Raw genomic sequence first — 18,249 nt, forward strand, 5'->3', positions numbered from 1 at the left:
TGTCTGGGGCTAATCGAGGAACCGCTTGGTGATCCCTTCGTAAGCATCGATGCGACGATCGCGGAGGAAGGGCCAGTGCTGCCGTGTGATCTCGACGAGCTTGCTGTCGAGGTCGGCGAGGAGAATCTCTTCCTTGTCATGTGAGGCCCGGGCGATGATGCGACCGAAGGGGTCTGCGATGAAGCTGCCCCCCCAAAACTCGATCCCTGCGCCTTCGGGGCCTTTCATCATGACGCCGTTGTGGAGGACGTCGCCATGCTCGTGGCCCACTCGGTTAACGGCGCAGACCCAAACTCCGTTGCTGATGGCGTGAGCACGCTGCGTGGTCTGCCAAGCGTCGTACTGCGCGGTTCCGAACTCCTCTTTCTCGCTGGGGTGCCAACCGATTGCGGTGGGAAAAAAGAGGGTCTCCGCACCTTTGAGGGCGGTGACGCGCGCGCCTTCGGGGTACCACTGGTCCCAGCAGACAAGCGTGCCGATTTTTCCGGCTGAGGTCTGTGTGGCTTTGAAGCCGAGATCCCCGGGGGTGAAGTAGAACTTCTCGTAATAGAGCGGGTCGTCGGGGATGTGCATCTTGCGATACATGTCCGTGATGGAGCCGTCTTTTTCGATGGTCACTGCAGTGTTGTGATAAAGGCCTGGGGCGCGGCGTTCGAAGAGGGAAGCGACGATGACGGTGCCGGTCTCCTGTGCGACTTTGGTCAGGACGTCGGTGGAGGGGCCGGGAATGGACTCCGTGATGTCGAAGAGGGAGTGGTCTTCGCGCTGGCAGAAGTATTGAGCGCGGAAGAGCTCCGGCAGACAGACGATCTGTGCGCCCTGGGCGGCGGCTCCATAGATGCGTTCTGCGGCCTTCTCAAGGTTCAGCTTGGTGTCGGCGTCGCAGGACATCTGGATGAGCGCGACACGGGTCTTGTTTTCATTCATTTGGATCTACCTCCATGCAAGGAAAAGAGGCGCTGACTAAGCCAGCGCCTCCCGATGATTGCTGGTGTTCGGTCTACTTTTCGTCGTCGTCGAAGATGAGGATGGCAGCGGCGATGGTGGTGGTCCACTTGCCATTCTTATCGCCGATGGCGGACTGAGTGACGTTGGCTGTGCGGACAATCTTGTTGGAGATGCGGTAGATCTCCTTCTTTTCGTCCCAGCTTTTGTCAGGGTCGAAGTCCACGTCAAGAGTGGTCGCGAGCATCTCCGCAGCGAGCTCTTCGGCGTAATCACCGGCCTGTTCTTCGGTTTCACCAAAGCTGTGATGCTCCGATAGGTAGCCATAGGTGTTGCGATCCGTGGGGATGGCAACGCCAATCGAGGAGACGACGAGGCGATGCGCTTCGCGGGTGGAGTTCTCTGCGACAACTGCGAAAACGACTTCGCCGGGGTTCAGGAACTTGAGACCCTCTTTGCGCGTGATCATCTTGCATTGCGGCGGAAAGATGGAGGAGACGCGTACAAGATTCTGTGCGGCGATACCGGCGTCGCGAAGTGCCATCTCAAACGACGTCAAACGTTCTTTGTGCTTGCCCACGCCCTTGGTGAAAAAAAGGCGTTTGGGAACCATGTTCATACCCAACTCGAAGACCCTCCAGAGTCTATAAAGCGCGACGCAGCGCGCGATCAGTAGCCTGCAAACCGCACAAAGCCCCGATAGAAGTATCACACGTTTTAGGGGTGAGGTGAGCGGGCGGTGCGTCGTCTTAGAAAACGAGCTGGACAGCGTGAATTTTCTGCTATTTTTGAGAAGTGGAAAAGTCCGTGCTCTTGAGTTCTCCACACCTCTCAGGTTTTTCCGATTCACCTCTAAACCCACTTTGATTCATCCGCATTCCCCGGAATTCTGCTCTGGGGATGCGCCTCAACAAAGGAGAAGTATGTCAGGCCAATATCGTGATTTCCTCGAACTGCCCTATGAAGAGCTGGAAGAGCTCAACCTTGCGGCGAAAGAACAGCGCAAGAACCGTGTTGCACCCGACAAGATTCAGGAAGAACGCCTGAAATACCTGACGGACACGAAGGGCATCAAGGCTGTAACGGTCGTCTTCAGCGATCTTGAAGGCCGTCTGCACATGCTCGACTATGACAAAAAGTTCCTCATTGGCAGTTATGACAACCTGACCTTCGATGGATCGTCGATCCGCGGCTTTACGGCGCAGCGCGAGAGCGATCTTCGCCTGGCGATCGACTGGTCGGCCTTCTACTGGACTCCCGCAGACGTCTTTGGCGCGGGCAAGGTTCTTGTCTTCGGCGAAGTGATCGACAAGAACGGCGGACACTACGCTGCCGATCTCCGTGGCGTTCTGAAGGCATATGCCAAGGAGCAGTTTGAGACCAACGGTTACACGCTCAACGCTGCGAACGAAGTAGAAGGTTTTCTCTTTGAGGGAGTGGAGGCGGAGCGCAACTACCATCTCACAGGCACCTTTGAGTACGCAAACTCCGGTGGTTATTATCACTCGCTGCCGGGCGATCCGCTCCGCGAGTTCATCGACACGACTGCCGAAGTGCAGCGCGCGATGGGTTTTGAGAATGAGAAAGATCACCCCGAAGTGGCACCGTCGCAGTTTGAGATCAACTACACCTACGGTGAAGTGGTTGCGGCAGGCGATCAGATCCAGCTGTACAAGCTGATCTGTCGCCAGGTCGCAACGCAAATGGGCATGACGGCAAGCTTCCTGCCGAAGCCTGTGGTAGGTGTGAACGGCAGCGGTATGCACACCAACGTTTCGATCACCAAGGACAAGAAGAACCTCTTCTGGGATCCGAAGGGCCAGGAGAAGATCTCTCCGATGGCTTGGGAGTTTGTGGATCGCATTCTCACGCATGGAAAAGATATTTGCCTGCTGATGAATGCCAGCGTGAATGCCTTCCGTCGTTTGGATCCGCACTTTGAAGCGCCGAACCAGATCAAGGCTTCGGCGACGGATCGTGGATCGATGATTCGCATTCCGATCGGTAATGAGAAGAGCGCGCGCGTTGAGGTCCGTTCGGTTGGACCGGATGCGAATCCCTATGCGGTTCTGTACGCGGTCTTCAAGAGCGGTTTGGATGGCGAGACGGCACAGATCGAAAATCTGCGCCAGGCTGAGCGGTATCTGCCGGACAACATCTACACGGCGATTGAAGACTTCCGCTCGTCTGAGTGGACAACGAAGATCTTCGGTGACGATGTGAAAGGCCGCTATGCGGACCTGAAGCAGGCTTCCGCCGATCGTTGCGCACGGCTGCTCGGAACGATTGTGAAGCCGAGCGAAGTGCAGTTCCACCACGACGTGTATAACCAGCTGCTCTGGGGACAGTTCTAGGCTCCAGCAAGTGTAAGGATGGGCACCCGGTTGGGTGCCCATTGTTATTGAAAGGTTCACTGTGGATCTGGGGTTGAAGGACAAGGTGATCGTGGTGACGGGCGGCGCTTCGGGCATCGGCGAGGCGATTACGCGTGCTTCTCTGGCGGAAGGCGCTTTTGTTGTTGTGTTGACGCGGATGACTCCGAGGGCGGAGGCGGTGGCTACCGAGATGAAATCTTCCGGGGCCAAGTTTCGGCTGATTGAGGTAGAACTGGCTGACCCGGCCCATTGTCGCGCGGCGGTAGAGAGCATCGTGTCAGTGGAAGGCGGCATTTACGCTCTTGTGAACAATGCCGGGACGAATGACGGAATTGGATTGGCGAACGGTGATCCAGAAAAATTTATGGAGAGCCTGCGCTACAACCTTCTGCATAGCTATGCGCTGGCACAAGCTGCTTTACCCGCGCTGCGGATCTCGAAAGGCAACATCCTGAATATCGCGTCGAAGGTTGCGATGACGGGACAGGGTGGTACATCAGCTTACGCAGCGGCGAAGGGTGCGCTTCTGGCGCTCACGCGGGAGTGGGCTGCGGAGTTATTGAGTGATGGCATTCGTGTGAACTCGGTTGTGCCTGCGGAGGTGATGACGCCGCAGTATGAGAACTGGGTGAAGACGCTGGGTGATGGACAGGCCAAGGTGCGCGAGATCGAATCGCGCATTCCCTTGGGTCACCGTATGACGACTCCCGCTGAGATCGCGGCGATGGCGGTCTTCCTGATGTCGAATAAGCAGTCGGGGCACACGACGGGGCAGAACATACTGGTGGACGGCGGATACGTGCATCTTGACAGGGCACTTGCATAGTTTGGGAGCAGCAATGAAGAAGTGGTATCTGGCTGGTATGTTGTCGTTGGTTTTTTCCCTTGCAGTCTCCGCCCAGAGTGCAGATCAGAATAAACCCGAACGATTGGAATGGTTTCGCGACCAGGGGCTGGGGATGTTCGTTCACTGGAGCATCGACAGCCAGTTAGGCGTGATCATTAGCCACTCGTTGGCGGGCGCTTCGGATGATTATGTAGATCGCTTTTACCATGAACTACCGAAGACCTTCGATCCGACGCACTTCGATCCCGACGCGATGGCACGTCTGGCGAAGGTAGCTGGCGTCCGCTACATGGTCTTCACGACCAAGCACCACAACGGCTTTTGCATGTGGGATACGAAGTCCACGGACTTTAACATCATGAAGACGCCCTACGGAAAAGACATCACCAAGGAGCTGTTTACTTCGTTCCGGAAACAGGGAATCGCAACCGGCGTTTATTTTTCTCCCGATGATTTTCTGTGGCTGCATGAGAATGGCAAACAGATCCAAAGGCTTGTGCCAGAAGTGCAGCCGGGCGTGAATCCCGGTCTACTGGCGCGCGATCAGAAGCAGATGACCGAGCTCATGACCAGGTATGGGACCGTGTCGATGGCGTTCTTCGACGGTGAAGCGAAGGGGCTGCGCGACATCGTATGGAAAGAGCAGCCCGATGCCGTGGTGACGCGCGGGGCCATCGAAACGCCGGAACAGAACGTACCCGGCGCTCCTCTGAAGGGCGCGTGGGAAGCCAACATGACGATGGGGACCTCCTGGGGATATCAGCCGACCAGCGATGTGTACAAGAGCGACCACGATCTTTTGGAGATCCTGATTCACACACGTTCGCGCGGAGGCAATCTCCTGTTGAATGTCAGCCCAAAGCCGGATGGCTCCTTGCCTGTGGAGCAGGAAGACCGTCTGCGAACACTCGGCCTCTGGATGTTCATTAATGGCGAGGCGATTTATGGGACACGTCCGTGGGTGGTGACGAACGAGGGCGATTATTGGTTCACGCGGAGCAAGGACAACAAGGCGCTCTATGTGATCGTCGACACCCCGGAGACTTGGCGACGTGGACGCGTGCGTGACTTTGTTTTGAAGACGGTGCGCGCTACTACGACTACCAAAGCAAGCTTCCTGGGGCAGAACGACCAAGTGGTAGAGTACGCGCCGAAGGCGCATCCGCAGACGACGTTTGAGCAGCAGACGGATGGCCTGCATGTGCATGCAGTGCGTGCTCAGCGGCTGCAGGACAGCGACGTTTGGCCGTACCCTTCGGTGATTAAATTGACGGATGTGGAGGAGGCATTCGTGCCTCCGGTGGTGCATACGCTGCCCGCAGTCGCAGGTGCCGATGGATCGTTCACTTTGAGCGGGAGTTGGTCTGGTGATGCTTCTACACCAGGAGCGAAGGTGGCATTTCAATACCGCATCATCACGGGTGAAGACACAAAGTCCCGCCTGCATGGATGGCAGGGTATCTCTTCTCAACCTGCGGAAAAGCCTGGGACGTACAGAACGATGCTGCCCAAGTTGGAATCGGGCGAGGTCTATGAGTACCGCATGGTCTTGCAGCATCCCTTATTGACACTCTACGGAGAAGAAGTCACACTTCCGTCACGATGACGAGGGTGTGAGGCATTTAGACTAAGCTTCAAATTTATTTCTGGCCGTTGACGATGAGCTTTGCAGGCCGTTTTACAAAGATGTTGATTGCCTCTCTGTGCGCTTTGGCATGGCGGAGTGCACGGGCGCAAGCGCCGGACTTGGTGATCACACCGAGTGCGACCCTCGCTCCAATTGCGGCTTCGGATGTTTTGAAGCCTGCTGGTATGGCTTACGATTCCGCAGGCAATCTCTATGTCGCCGATGCACGTGGCCATGTGATTCGTCGGCTTTCTACAACTGGGACGTGGACGACGGTTGCTGGGGATGGACGTCAGGGCTTTGCGGGAGATGGTGGGCCTGCTATCTCTGCGGAACTTGATACGCCCATGGGGATTGCCGTCAGCGCGGAGGGGACTCTCTGGATTGCGGATGCGCACAACCACAGGGTGCGACTGGTTTCGCCGAACGGAATCATTTCGACCATCGCTGGATCGAGTGGGAGCGGAACTGTTTTGCGACAGCCCGTTGCGCTGGCTTTTGATGTCGATGGTGCGCTGTATATCGCTGACGCAGCCGACCATCGCATTCGACGTGTCGATGAGAATGGAAGTATTTCGACTGTTGCGGGGACCGGAGACCAGGGATATTCGGGCGATGAAGGTCCTGCGATATTGGCTCGAATTGATTCGCCTAGTTCATTGGCGTTCGATGCGGCGGGACGTCTGCTTTTTGCGGATCGAAGAAATCATCGGATTCGGCGCGTGGATGTAGATGGAACGGTTCATACGGTGGCGGGCGATGGATCGGCAAGTGGTGAAGGCGATGGAATGGCAGTTCACACGCCCTTGGCGATGCCGCGTGGAGTCAGCGTGGATGCGGATGGAAATCTCTTCGTTGCGGATACGAAGTCGCAGCGAATTCTGGTCGTCGAAGACAACGGTGCAGTCGGAATAGCAGTGGGCAATGGTGAGCAGGCTGCAAGCATTGCGCAGGGGAGTGTGCGGGATGTCGCTCTGAATGCGCCTCGGAGCATTGCTTTGAATCAGGCCGGAGTCATGGCCATTGGTGGCGATGCTTCGAACCATCTTTCGATGGCCTCTGCTGCCCCGATGGACTTCGGAACCGTGATCGTAGGTAGTTCGAGTCCATCACAGACTCTAGCTTTTATGAATCGCGGAGACGCCCAGTTACGTCTTGATGCGGTGACGACTCCCAATGGATTCGACGTGACGGATGTGAGCTGCGGGGCTTTTCCCGTCGCGATTGCATCGGGTGGTCGATGCGTGATGTCGATCGTGTTTCACCCGGGTAGCTCTGGTGGATACGTAGGAAAGATCGTTGTGACGGGGAACGTGCCCGCGCAGACCATTGCGGTGGCGGGATTGGGATCTGCATCGCAGGGTTCGCTCGTTTCTACGACCACAACATTGGATGCGGGAGGCACCGTCGTTTACACCAACGCCCCGATCTCTCTGACTGCACAGGTGCTAGCTGCGGATGCCGGAGCTCCGACGGGCATCATTACCTTTTACGATGGCCAGACACCGCTGAGTATTGTGAAGGTTGTCAACGGATCGGCTGTCTATCGCGGAACCGCCCTGACGGCAGGCGTGCACTTGCTCTCTGCGGTCTATAACGGAGATGCAACGTATGCGGGAAGTAGATCCGTTGTAATCAACGTTACGGCGAGTGTAGCTGCTGATTTCAGTCTTGCTCTTGCGACCGGATCAATTGACGGTTCCTCGCAGACGATCACCGCTGGACAGAGCGCGCTCTATCAACTGACACTCACTCCTCTGAACGGTGCGTTTACACAATTGGTGACGCTTTCCGCAACCGGGCTTCCGGCAGGAGCTGTTGCCAGCTTCGACCCTCCGACACTTGTGCCCGGTTCCGCGCCTTCCACCATTCTGCTGACGGTGAAGACTGTGGCGCATACCGCACGCTTCGCAGCGGGCGGAGCAGTGGTTGCGTTTTGTTTTGGCTTTGCCTTTCTACGCTTGAAGAGGAAGAGAAGGATTTTCCCCCTCGCTCTTGCATCGTTGCTTTTTGCAGTGGGGTGTGGCGGAGGATATAGGAGCGGAACAGGTGATACGACGTCTTCGGCCGGAGTTCCTTACGCCATAACAATTACTGCGACCGCTCCGGGAACGAATGGAGCGGCGGTTGTTCATTCCATAGTTGTTACTTTGATTGTTCGGTGAGGTGTATGCATCTTCGTTGGTTGCTGTTCGGTCTTCTAATATTCACGATGAGAGTTGAAGCGCAGGCTGTATTGCAGCAAGAACGGCCACTTAATATTGGCCTTGGCTACGTAGGAACGCTTTCGAATGCGCCACCGGGGACCTGTGGATGCTTCGTTCTAAGTGGCGGCTTTGCAGATGTGGAGCTGCCTCTGCCTCATCGATGGAGCGCGGTCATGGAGTTGTCTGGTGGCCATGCTGGTAGGGTTGCCGGTACATCGCGTGGACTTTCGGTCGTGACACTGCTTGCCGGTCCTCGCTGGAGGCAGTCTTCAGGTGCGCGTTGGTCCTTCTACGGAGAGGGACTCTTCGGTGTAGCACGAGGCTTCGACGCTGTCTTTCAGAGTGGTACAGCGTTCAACGATACGGCGACTGCATTTGCTTTCGAGGCGGGTGGCGGTGTGGACTTGCGTTTGCGGAAGACGGTCAGTGTGCGCTTCGTCCGTCTTGATTATTTACAAAGTGCACTTCCCAATGGGGTGGATGATCGGCAGAGGAACCTGCGTTTTGGGAGTGGTGTTGTGTTTCACTTCGACACTTCAGGGCTGCACAGGTAAAGAGGTTCATTGGAAACAGGGTGGGGCAGGCATCCGGTTGGTGCGTTCCGCGCGACCCCACCCTTTGCGCGATGAAGCTGCGCAAAGAATGGGGCACAAGGAGTAACAGCAGATCCCTCCGCTGCGCTACGGGATGACAAATAAATTGTTACGCGAAAAGAAACTCCTTCGTCCTAAGCTCTTTGACGGTGTCTCGTAGTTTGGCTGCTTTTTCGAACTCGAATTTCTTGGCGGCTTCGCGCATATCGGATTCGAGGCCAGAGATGTATTTGTCGAGTTCCTGTTGTGTGGCGAACTCGGGCAGGCCGTCGGACTCCATCGTGATGTCCGCGTAGTCAGCATCGATGATGCCGGCAAGCGCGTCGCCGATGGGGCGAATGACGGACTTGGGCGTAATGCCGTGCTCTTCGTTGTACGCGACCTGCGTCGCGCGGCGGCGGTCGGTCTCGTCGATGGCGCGACGCATGGAGTCCGTCATCTTATCCGCGTAGAGGATCGCGCGGCCTTCCAGGTGACGCGCGGCGCGCCCGATGGTTTGGATAAGTGAGCCTTGTGAGCGGAGGAAGCCTTCCTTGTCCGCGTCAAGAATTGCGACGAGGGAGACTTCCGGAAGATCGAGGCCTTCGCGCAGCAGGTTGATGCCGATGAGGACGTCGTACTCGCCCTTGCGAAGATCGCGAAGAAGCTTGACGCGCTCCAGGGTCTCAATTTCGGAGTGCATATAGCGGCACTTTACACCCACTTCGGTGTAGTAACCCGCGAGATCTTCGGCCATGCGCTTGGTGAGCGTGGTGACGAGGACGCGTTCGTTCTTCGTGGAGCGCTCGCGGATTTCGGCGAGAAGATCGTCGATCTGGCCCTTGATGGGTCGAATCTCGATTGGCGGATCGATCAGGCCAGTGGGACGGATGATCTGCTCCACCACGACGCCCGCAGCCTTGGTCAGTTCGTAGGGGCCTGGCGTGGCGGAGACGTAGATAATTTGCCCGGTGCGGTTTTCAAACTCGTCGAACTTGAGGGGGCGGTTGTCCATCGCAGAGGGCAGTCGGAAGCCGTAGTCCACGAGGTTGCCCTTGCGGGAGCGATCTCCGTGCCACATGCCGTGAAGCTGGGGAACTGTGACGTGGGACTCGTCGATGAAGATAAGGAAGTCGCGAGGGAAGTAATCGAGCAGCGTCGGTGGCGGCTCGCCGGGTAGACGGCCCGACATGTGGCGCGAGTAGTTTTCGATGCCGTGGCAGTAGCCGACAGACTTGATCATCTCCAGATCGAAGCGCGTGCGCTGATGGATGCGGTTGGCTTCCATCATGCGGCCTTCTTTTTCCAGCTGCGCCTCCCACTCGGAGAGTTCGTGCAGGATCGACTCCGTGGCGGAGGCTTTGCGCTCAGGCTGCACCACATAATGGCTCTTGGGGTAGATGGGAAGGCGCGCGTACTTCTGTTTCACGGTCCCGAAGAGCGGATCGATCTGCGAGAGGTTGTCGATCTCGTCGCCGAAAAGTTCGATGCGGAAGGCATTCTCATCGTAAGTTGGGTAGATCTCGATGACGTCTCCACGGACACGGAAGGTGCCGCGGCGGAAGTCATTGTCGTTGCGCTCGTACAGAATTTCGACTAAGCGCCGTGTGATGTCTTCGCGCTTGATCTTCTGGCCTTTTTCGAGCAGCAGAAGCATGCCGTAATAGGCCTCTGGCGAGCCGAGACCGTAGATGCAGGAGACGGAGGAGACGATGATGCAGTCGCGGCGTTCGAAAAGCGAGCGCGTAGCCGAGAGGCGCAGCTTATCCAGCTCTTCGTTGATGGTCGATTCTTTTTCGATGTAGAGATCGCCGGAAGGAATGTATGCCTCGGGCTGGTAGTAGTCGTAGTAGGAGACGAAGTACTCCACCGCATTGTTGGGAAAGAACTGCTTGAACTCGTGATACAGCTGCGCGGCGAGGGTCTTGTTGTGTGCCAGAACGAGCGCGGGGCGGTTAACTTGCTGGATCACTTTGGCCATGGTGAAGGTCTTACCAGAGCCGGTGACGCCGAGAAGCACCTGGTGCTTTTCTCCCTCGCTTAGGCCGGCGGTGAGTTCCTTGATGGCGCGGGGCTGGTCGCCCTGGGGGGTGTAATCGGTGGCGAGCTGGAAGTCCATCCTTACAGGATAAGGGATGGACTCCCAATATTTTTATGTGGCGTAACTCTTCGCTGGTGGTACGATCTCCGCAATCAAAAGAAATTTGCAGTCTGGGCCCACAAAAGAGGGAAGCTTATGAGTACCACCACGCTTGACACAGGTGTGCTCCCTGCAGGGGCAAATGAGGAACTTGCGGGGCCGCCACACGCGGTAGCTCCTGTCGACCGGGAAGAGCGGATCAGCAGCATCGATATGCTGCGCGGATTTTCCCTGATGGGCATCCTCGTGATGAACATCTGCGACTTTGCGTATGGATATTCGAATTACACCTTTCCCATCAACACGGTGAAGCCGGTTTTCAATGGCCCGCACTGGAAGGTCAATACAATCGCCTGGTTTCTGCGGTGGATTCTGGCCGAAGGCAAAATGCGTGCCCTCTTCAGCATGCTCTTTGGCGCAGGTGTGATCCTGCTGACGGAGCGCGGGGAGAAGCGTGGCGCGGGATTGAAAGTCGCCGACATTTATACGCGCCGGAACATGTGGCTCGTGCTCTTCGGCATGCTGCACGGCTTCCTGATCTGGGGAGGAGACATCCTCTTTTATTACGGCACATGTGCTCTGCTCTTCCTGTTCCCATTTCGGAACCTGCGGGCAAAGCGCCTGATGTGGATCGCAGGGATCGTACTGGCTCTAAACTCTGCGCTGTTGAGCGGTGGGCAGTTTGGCTCTGCGATAAGCGCGAAGAAGGCGGCGGACAAGGTAAATGCCAAGCTGGCAAAGCATCAACCACTGGAAGAAAAAGACCAGGATGCCTTGAAGAAGTGGAAGAGTGTGCAGGAGCGCTGGCGTGTTCCCACTAAAAAGATGTACGAGGACATTGCGGCCAACCAAAAAGGCTATTGGGCGGCTCAAGGGCACGCTGCGAGCGATGTGCTCAGAGGTGAATTGAAGGGGGCCTACTTCGGCTTTGGCGACTGGTTCGGCATGATGCTGTTGGGTATGGCGCTCTACCGCAATGGGTTCCTGAGCGGAAGGCTTTCGCGTAAGACGTATGCGTGGTGTGCCGTCATCGGTCTGGGGATTTCGTGGAGTGTTGTGGGCGTGGGAACGTACGTGGCCTGGAAGGGTGGGTTCGATTTCTTCCAGACAAATGAGTGGACCTTATTCCCATACGACGTCGGACGGGTCTCCGGAGCGCTCGGAAATGCTGCCTTCCTGATGGTGTTGTTGAAGAGCGGCGTCTTCAAATGGGCTCTGCAACGCATCGCCGCCGTAGGGCAGATGGCGTTGTCCAATTATCTGCTCACGAGCATTAGCATGCAGTTTCTCTTCACCTGGGGTCCGCTGCACTGGTACGGCTATATGGAGTACTACAAGATCTATTACGTCGTCTTCTGCATGTGGACTGTGAATCTTGTGTTCAGTTCCATCTGGCTCCGCTACTTCCGTTTTGGACCGGCGGAGTGGGTGTGGCGTTCTTTGACCTACTGGAAGAAGCAGCCGATGCGGCTGCTTCCCAGAAAGACTGCTGCTTTGGCCTGAGTAGCACGCAGATGCGAAGATGAAGAGATGAGCCCGGGTGGACTTTCTAGGCGGTCGTTCGCGATCGCGATGTTGGTGGCGGGCGCACTGTTCATGGAGAACTTGGACGGGACGATTATCGCCACCGGCCTTCCAGCGATGGCGGGAAGCTTCCGCACGGGCGTCGTCGATGTGAACATCGGCGTGACGTCGTATCTTCTGGCGCTGGCTGTTTTTATTCCCATTAGCGGATGGATGGCGGACCGCTTTGGAACGCGCAAGGTCTTTTCTTCGGCGATTGCGATCTTTACGCTAGCGTCGATCTGGTGTGGTTCCTGCCACACGCTGACACAGTTCACGCTGGCCCGCGTAGTACAGGGTCTGGGTGGATCGATGATGGTGCCCGTCGGCCGCCTGATGACAGTGCGCGAGACGCCAAAGCATCAGATCATGCGGACGATCGCATACACCGTCTGGCCTGCGCTGGTTGCGCCGATCCTAGGGCCTCCGCTTGGTGGATGGATTACAACGTACTTCAACTGGCGATGGATGTTTCTCCTGAACGTGCCGATTGGCCTGGTTCTCCTGGTATGCACCTTCATTCTTGTGCGCGATGAGAGGAGACACAGGACGACACCCTTCGACTGGATAGGGTTTGTCCTGGTCGGTTTGGCCTGCTTCAGCCTGATCGAGTGGATGGAGTTCTCCAGCAAGAGCCCTGTGCGTTGGTCGCTCGTCACGGGACTGGGAGTGCTCGCCATGAGCAGCGCGTTTGGTGCTGTCTGGCATCTCCGACGCACAAAAGCACCGCTCTTTCATCTGGACATGCTCAAGGTTGCGACCTTCCGTGCGGTCACGAGTGGAGGGTCCTGGTTCCGCATGGCGATCTTTGTGACGCCATTTCTACTGCCGTTGATGTTCCAGGTGGGCTTCGGTATGAGCGCGTTTGCAGCAGGCTCACTTGTGGTGGCGGTCTTTGCAGGAAATCTGGCGATGAAACCGCTCACCACGCCGCTGCTGCGACGCTACGGTTTCCGGCGCGTTCTGATCGTGAACGGGGCATTGACCGCCCTGGTCTTCTTCGCCTGTGCGCGTCTCTCTCCTGCGACACCGCATTGGGCGATTCTTCTAGTGCTGTTTCTCAGCGGTCTGGGCCGGTCGATGCAGCTCACTTCGTTGACGACGCTCTGTTTTGCCGATCTTCCGGAAGACCGGATGAGCTCCGGATCGGCGATGTTTGCCATGGCGCAGCAGTTGAACACCAGCATAGGCGTAGGTCTTGGCGCGATGATTATCCGCCTGGTCGCGTGGCGCTATGACGGAGGGGTGGAGCATCTGCGCGAATTCCATGCCGCGTTCTGGGTGGTCGGGCTGTTGATGCTCTGCGGACTTCCCTCAATCCTGGCGCTGCGACCGGATGCAGGCGATACGGTTGCGGGTAGATCTACAGCGCTGCTGGCGGCGGAAGAGAGCTCGGTCTAACGTACCTCGTACGCTATCGGAAATCCGAGCAGGGGAGCCCAGTCGAAAGGCGTCCCTGCCAGGGCATCGGGTGCCGCATGGTGAAGGGAATCTGGAGACAGGCCATATTGGCAGCCGATGGATCGCGCGCCTGCGGCTTTGGCCGTCGCGATGTCCACGCCAGAGTCCCCGATCATGACCGTCTGGGAAGCAGCGATGGTTATTCCCGACAACGCGGAAGCCTCTTTCATCAGCTGCAAATACCCTTCAGGATCGGGCTTTTTGTTGATGAAGCTGTCTCCTCCGTAGTTCTGGAAGAAGAAGGGTGAGAGCTCAAGCGCATCGCAGATGGCGCGAGATGGTCGAAAAGGCTTGTTGGTCAGGATCGCCATGGGAAGGTCCGGAAGTGCGCTGCGTATCGCACGTAGCGATTCGAAGACGCCGTCGTAGACATAGGTGAAGTCCAGCTTGTGGACACGGTAGTATTCGAGGAAATATTCCAGCGCATGCGAGGCAAAGTCCTCTTCCGGAGGCGCACCTTTCGCTTGCGCAAGCGCGCGGCGGATGAGCATGGCCGCGCCATCACCGATATAGGTTGCCACCGTGGGATGGTCCAGCGGCTGGAGGTGGAAAGCCTCCAGCGTCGCGTTGACAGAGTTGACCAGATCGATCTGCGAGTCGATCAATGTTCCATCCAGATCGAAGACGAGAAGACGCAGGTCGCTTGCGAGGAAAGCAGGTTGCATTCCGCTAGTTTACGAGAACGCTAGCGGATCTGAATGTCTCCCGATCCTGTCTGCATATGCAGGATAGGACCACCGCCGTTGACCGAACCGGTGACGCGGTGCGGATTCAGGCTGCCGCGCATCATGATCTGCTGCTCCGTATGGACCGTTCCGGATCCCGTGGACGCCTCTACGCCAAAGTGCGCGTCGCGGCCGAGAGCGATCCGAATGCTGCCCGAACCGGTATCGATATGCCAGTCTGTAGCGATCTGTCCCTGGATCTCAATGTCTCCAGATCCGGTATTGGCGCGAAGCCCGCCGTTGATGCCCTGGAGCCGGATAGAGCCACTGCCTGTCTCGGCCCGAACGTCCCCCGGAGCTGTCTGATGGAGTTCAATATCGCCAGAGCCGGTGCGTGCAATGGCTGCACCGCGAACACCATTTGCGCGGATAGAACCCGATCCGGTATCCAGTCTTACGTTGGAACCGAGCTCGCCCACCTCGACGTCACCAGAGCCCGTATGCGCAGCGAAGGGACCGTTGAAGGCGCGGGCGCGAATATCTCCAGAACCGCTGCGTGCTTCGATGGAGCTTCCCGCTGGGAGTGTGACGTCGTAGTCAATGCTGATGTGCTGAAAGAGATCGCGGTCGTTGTTGCGGCCGATGAAGATGCCATCGGGGGTCTGCTCGATCGGCGGATTCGAGACGATACGGCGAATTCGATCTTCATCGTTCCCGAAGTGCCAGGAGTTGTCTTTACGCACATGGCCGGTGATGCGCACCTCATTCGACGAACCAGGAACGAGATGGATATATCCGGAGCCCGTGTTCACGGCGACGTGGGGCGTACCCGAGGCGGGTAGGGTGCGAGTGAAATCTTCCGCGTGCAGGACCACCGCAGTGGCGGCGAAGAGGAGGACGGCGGCGGAAGAACGAATGAAAGGCATCATGGGGAACTCCTTACTAAGTAGATCTTACTGCTGGAGAAGGACTCGATCGCCGGCTCTCAGGCCGGAGACAACTTCGGTGCGCACCCCGTTGGAAAGGCCGACCTTGACCGGCACCTTCTTGCGGCCGGTGTTGTCGTCTTTGGAGGGAATTTCAATCGTGGCGTTACGTGCCTTGTCGTAGATGACGGCCTGCTCTGGAACAGAGAGAACATTCTTATGTTCTTCGAGAAGCACCTCAGCGTTTGCCGTCATATTGGCCTTCAGGTCACCCCCGGGATTGTCGATGGAGACACGCACTTCGAAGGTCGTGACATTGTCTTTTTCTATTCCCAGGGGTGCAATTTTTGTGACCTTGCCGTTGAAGGTCTTGTCCTTGAAGCTCTCGACGCGGATGCGCGCTGCCTGGCCGAGATAGATGTGGCCGATATCGCTCTCATCCACTTTTCCCTGCACGTAAACCTGCGAAATATCGCCGAGTGTCATAACGAGTGTCGCGGTTGAACCCATAACAAGGATGGAACTGACCGCGTTGCCGACTTCGACGTCCCGCGAGAGAACGACGCCATCCATGGGCGACGTAATGGTGGTGTAAGAGAGTTGCTCTTCCAATTGACGGAGGCTGGCTCTGCTTTGTGCTACTTGAGATTGTGCCTGTTTGAGCTTGGCTTCATCCACTGTGATCTGGGCCAGCGCGCGATCACGGGTATTGATGGCGATCACATATTTCTGGTGGGAGTCATCCAGCATCTGGGCGGACATAACACCATCCCGCGACATGGCGGCGGTTCGTTCGTACGTATGCTTAATCATGGGGAGGTCGGGGGATTCGGCGTTGACGCGGTCGAGCGTGATGGCCGCCTGGCAGGAACGCTCGTTGGATTCGGCACCCGCAAGCTGTGCGCGGGCCGCTTCTACCTGTGCCTGGATCTCAACTTCATCGAGCTGGGCGAGAATCTGGCCCCGGTGGACCGTCTGATTGATGTCAGTGGAGAGCTTTTCGACGATCCCAGAAGCCTTGGACTTTACCTCGACCTTGGTGATCGGCTGGACTTTACCCGTGGCGACGACCGAACGAGCTATATCGCCTCGGTCTACGGTCGCAATTTGCGCGGCGTCGATCTTTGCGGGCTCCATCGCCGTTCTATAACCGAAGACGCCGAGGGTTCCGACGACCGCAATTGCGATAGAGAGGATCACGATGAGTTTTGTTTTGCGCTTCCGTGCCATATCTGCATTCACACTCCGCGTGAGATGCAGCAGGATACGCAACCCGGCGGGGAAAGGTTCCCGGCGGGGGATCAGGCATATTTTCGGAGCATTCCCAGAACTTTGCCCTGGATGACGACATTTTCGGCGGGAGCGTAGATGGGTGCCATCTCCGCGTTGGAGGGCTGAAGTCGGATCATATTGCCTTCGCGGTAAAAACGCTTGAGTGTGGCATCGCAACCATCAACCAGAGCGACGATAATCTCTCCCTGGCGTGCGGTGGCAGTGCGTTCGACCAGAACATAGTCTCCATTGACGATGTGTTCATCGCGCATGGAGTCGCCGCGAACCTCAAGCGCGAAGACCTCGCGGTTGCCGATAATTTCGGAGAGCGAAATACTTTCTGCGTTTTCAATGGCTTCTACAGGCTTTCCAGCTGCGATTCGGCCCATCAGGGGAAGGCGGTCCGACATGCGGCGCGAGGTTCGAGGCGCCAGAACATCGATCGACCGGCTGCGATTATGCGCCCGCTGTAGGAGGCCTTTGTTCTGCAGATTGGTCACGTGCTTATGCACCGTGGCGAGGGAGTTGAGTCCCAACCCCTGTGCGATCTCCTCGTACGAGGGGGAGTAGCCGTTCTTCTGCGTGAACCCTGTAAGAAAGTCGATGACCTCTTTTTGCCGACGCGTGATAGCCATGCGAAGATTTTAGCGAATAAAAAGCGAATTGCAACATCCAAATCTTCGGATCTGCAAACCGGTAGCTGAATAGATAACCCCTTTACTTCTCATGAAATTCAAGTATTCCCGATTTGAACCGATCTATTAAGAAGGCTCTCTGGTTTTTCTTGAGTCCGTATCGACGACGCGAGAAGGTAAGTAAACCGGAAATAACTCTGGACCCGCAAAACACTGCAAGACTGCAGCACAAATTTTCTGGCTTTGGAGCATCAATGAGAGTTCTTGTTGTAGAGGATGATCGGGCACTGGGCCTGTTCTTAGAGAGAGGGTTGAAACTTGAGGGCCACGAAGTGGCTTGGGTGGGAGACGGCGATGCTGCCGTGGACTATGTCATGGAGCACCGGCTCGATCTGATGGTGCTTGACCTGGGTCTCCCCAAGCGCGACGGCCTGGATGTTCTGCAAGCCCTCCAGGGTCTGCACGGAGGCATGGCAATCCTTGTACTGACCGGACGAGTCGGCATTGAAGACAGAATCAGTTCGCTGAACCTGGGGGCTGACGATTGCATGATGAAGCCCTTCAGTTTTCATGAACTCATCGCCCGGTGTCGTGCGCTCGAAAGACGGCGGGCTTTCCCCGTGGACAGTGTTTTGCGTCATGACGATCTGACGATGGACAGGATGCACCGCAAGGTGCAGCGGGGAGGCGAGCCGGTCGATCTAACGGTCAAAGAGTTCGCTCTGCTGGAATATCTGCTGCTTCATCATGATCGTTGCGTCTCCCGGAAGGAACTTCTGGCCAAAGTCTGGTCCATGGCCCCAGAGGCGGGAACCAATGTCGTCGATGTCTACGTGAACTACCTGCGAAAGAAGCTCGAACCTAAGGTGGCCTCTCTCTTTGGAGTTAGCTCGCTTATAGAAACGGTACGAGGCGAAGGGTATCGCCTGCGCGCAATGAAAAACCGACAACAAAGGGAAAAGACGGATGAGCGGGGGCTCGAGATCAGTGCATAATTCGACGGAAACATCAGTT

General features: G+C 56.9%; 15 protein-coding genes. 8 read left to right on the forward strand and 7 right to left on the reverse strand.

Going from position 1 to position 18,249, the window contains the following annotated elements:
• Positions 1-9 precede the first annotated feature (9 nt).
• Both ACIPR4_RS08915 and ACIPR4_RS08920 read right to left on the reverse strand, forming a co-directional pair.
• Positions 10-927, reverse strand: coding sequence for a carbon-nitrogen hydrolase (locus ACIPR4_RS08915; RefSeq protein WP_013568331.1), 918 nt, complete (start codon positions 925-927; stop codon positions 10-12).
• A 73-nt stretch (positions 928-1,000) separates the two neighbouring features.
• The gene (locus ACIPR4_RS08920) at positions 1,001-1,564 is read right to left on the reverse strand and encodes a pyruvoyl-dependent arginine decarboxylase (protein ID WP_013568332.1); all 564 of its coding nucleotides are present in this window, start codon (positions 1,562-1,564) and stop codon (positions 1,001-1,003) included.
• 304 nt (positions 1,565-1,868) lie between these two features.
• Between ACIPR4_RS08920 and ACIPR4_RS08925 the strand changes: the two genes are divergently transcribed.
• The 5 genes from ACIPR4_RS08925 (at position 1,869) to ACIPR4_RS08945 (ending at position 8,555) form a co-directional block, all read left to right on the forward strand.
• Positions 1,869-3,299, forward strand: coding sequence for a glutamine synthetase family protein (locus ACIPR4_RS08925; RefSeq protein WP_013568333.1), 1,431 nt, complete (start codon positions 1,869-1,871; stop codon positions 3,297-3,299).
• A gap of 34 nt (positions 3,300-3,333) precedes the next feature.
• Positions 3,334-4,146 (forward strand): SDR family oxidoreductase, encoded by an 813-nt coding sequence (locus ACIPR4_RS08930; RefSeq protein WP_013568334.1) that lies wholly within the window; start codon positions 3,334-3,336, stop codon positions 4,144-4,146.
• 13 nt (positions 4,147-4,159) lie between these two features.
• A complete protein-coding gene (locus ACIPR4_RS08935) occupies positions 4,160-5,773 on the forward strand; it encodes an alpha-L-fucosidase (protein WP_013568335.1) in 1,614 nt (537 codons plus the stop codon).
• A gap of 80 nt (positions 5,774-5,853) precedes the next feature.
• Positions 5,854-7,959, forward strand: a complete 2,106-nt coding sequence (locus ACIPR4_RS21595) for an NHL domain-containing protein (RefSeq protein ID WP_187290272.1) — start codon at positions 5,854-5,856, stop codon at positions 7,957-7,959.
• A gap of 47 nt (positions 7,960-8,006) precedes the next feature.
• Positions 8,007-8,555 carry an outer membrane protein gene (locus ACIPR4_RS08945; protein WP_144312373.1) on the forward strand — a complete coding sequence of 183 codons (549 nt, stop codon included), beginning with the start codon at positions 8,007-8,009 and terminating at the stop codon, positions 8,553-8,555.
• 148 nt (positions 8,556-8,703) lie between these two features.
• Here the strand turns inward: ACIPR4_RS08945 and uvrB are convergent, their stop codons facing one another.
• Positions 8,704-10,692, reverse strand: a complete 1,989-nt coding sequence (gene uvrB, locus ACIPR4_RS08950; RefSeq protein ID WP_013568338.1) for an excinuclease ABC subunit UvrB — start codon at positions 10,690-10,692, stop codon at positions 8,704-8,706.
• 117 nt (positions 10,693-10,809) lie between these two features.
• Between uvrB and ACIPR4_RS08955 the strand changes: the two genes are divergently transcribed.
• Both ACIPR4_RS08955 and ACIPR4_RS08960 read left to right on the forward strand, forming a co-directional pair.
• Complete coding sequence (locus tag ACIPR4_RS08955) at positions 10,810-12,216, forward strand: DUF418 domain-containing protein (protein ID WP_013568339.1); 1,407 nt, start codon at positions 10,810-10,812, stop codon at positions 12,214-12,216.
• 69 nt (positions 12,217-12,285) lie between these two features.
• Positions 12,286-13,677, forward strand: a complete 1,392-nt coding sequence (locus ACIPR4_RS08960; protein WP_425358318.1) for a DHA2 family efflux MFS transporter permease subunit — start codon at positions 12,286-12,288, stop codon at positions 13,675-13,677.
• Here ACIPR4_RS08960 and ACIPR4_RS08965 read toward each other — a convergent pair.
• The 4 genes from ACIPR4_RS08965 to lexA all read right to left on the reverse strand — a co-directional run bounded on the left by ACIPR4_RS08965 (position 13,674) and on the right by lexA (position 17,235).
• Positions 13,674-14,402 carry an HAD-IA family hydrolase gene (locus ACIPR4_RS08965; protein WP_013568341.1) on the reverse strand — a complete coding sequence of 243 codons (729 nt, stop codon included), beginning with the start codon at positions 14,400-14,402 and terminating at the stop codon, positions 13,674-13,676. The two genes, ACIPR4_RS08960 and ACIPR4_RS08965, sit on opposite strands and share 4 nt — an antisense overlap.
• A 20-nt stretch (positions 14,403-14,422) precedes the next feature.
• Positions 14,423-15,331: a DUF4097 family beta strand repeat-containing protein gene (locus tag ACIPR4_RS08970; RefSeq protein ID WP_013568342.1), complete on the reverse strand. Its 909-nt coding sequence runs from the start codon at positions 15,329-15,331 to the stop codon at positions 14,423-14,425.
• A 24-nt stretch (positions 15,332-15,355) separates the two neighbouring features.
• Entirely contained in the window at positions 15,356-16,558 is a 1,203-nt protein-coding gene (locus ACIPR4_RS08975; RefSeq protein ID WP_013568343.1) for an efflux RND transporter periplasmic adaptor subunit, read from the reverse strand.
• A gap of 71 nt (positions 16,559-16,629) precedes the next feature.
• Positions 16,630-17,235, reverse strand: a complete 606-nt coding sequence (gene lexA, locus ACIPR4_RS08980; protein WP_013568344.1) for a transcriptional repressor LexA — start codon at positions 17,233-17,235, stop codon at positions 16,630-16,632.
• Between the two features lie 254 nt (positions 17,236-17,489).
• On the opposite strand from lexA, the gene ACIPR4_RS08985 reads away from it, so the two are divergent.
• Positions 17,490-18,230 carry a response regulator transcription factor gene (locus ACIPR4_RS08985; RefSeq protein WP_013568345.1) on the forward strand — a complete coding sequence of 247 codons (741 nt, stop codon included), beginning with the start codon at positions 17,490-17,492 and terminating at the stop codon, positions 18,228-18,230.
• Positions 18,231-18,249: the final 19 nt, after the last annotated feature.

This window comes from Terriglobus saanensis SP1PR4 (assembly GCF_000179915.2).
GTDB lineage: Bacteria > Acidobacteriota > Terriglobia > Terriglobales > Acidobacteriaceae > Terriglobus > Terriglobus saanensis.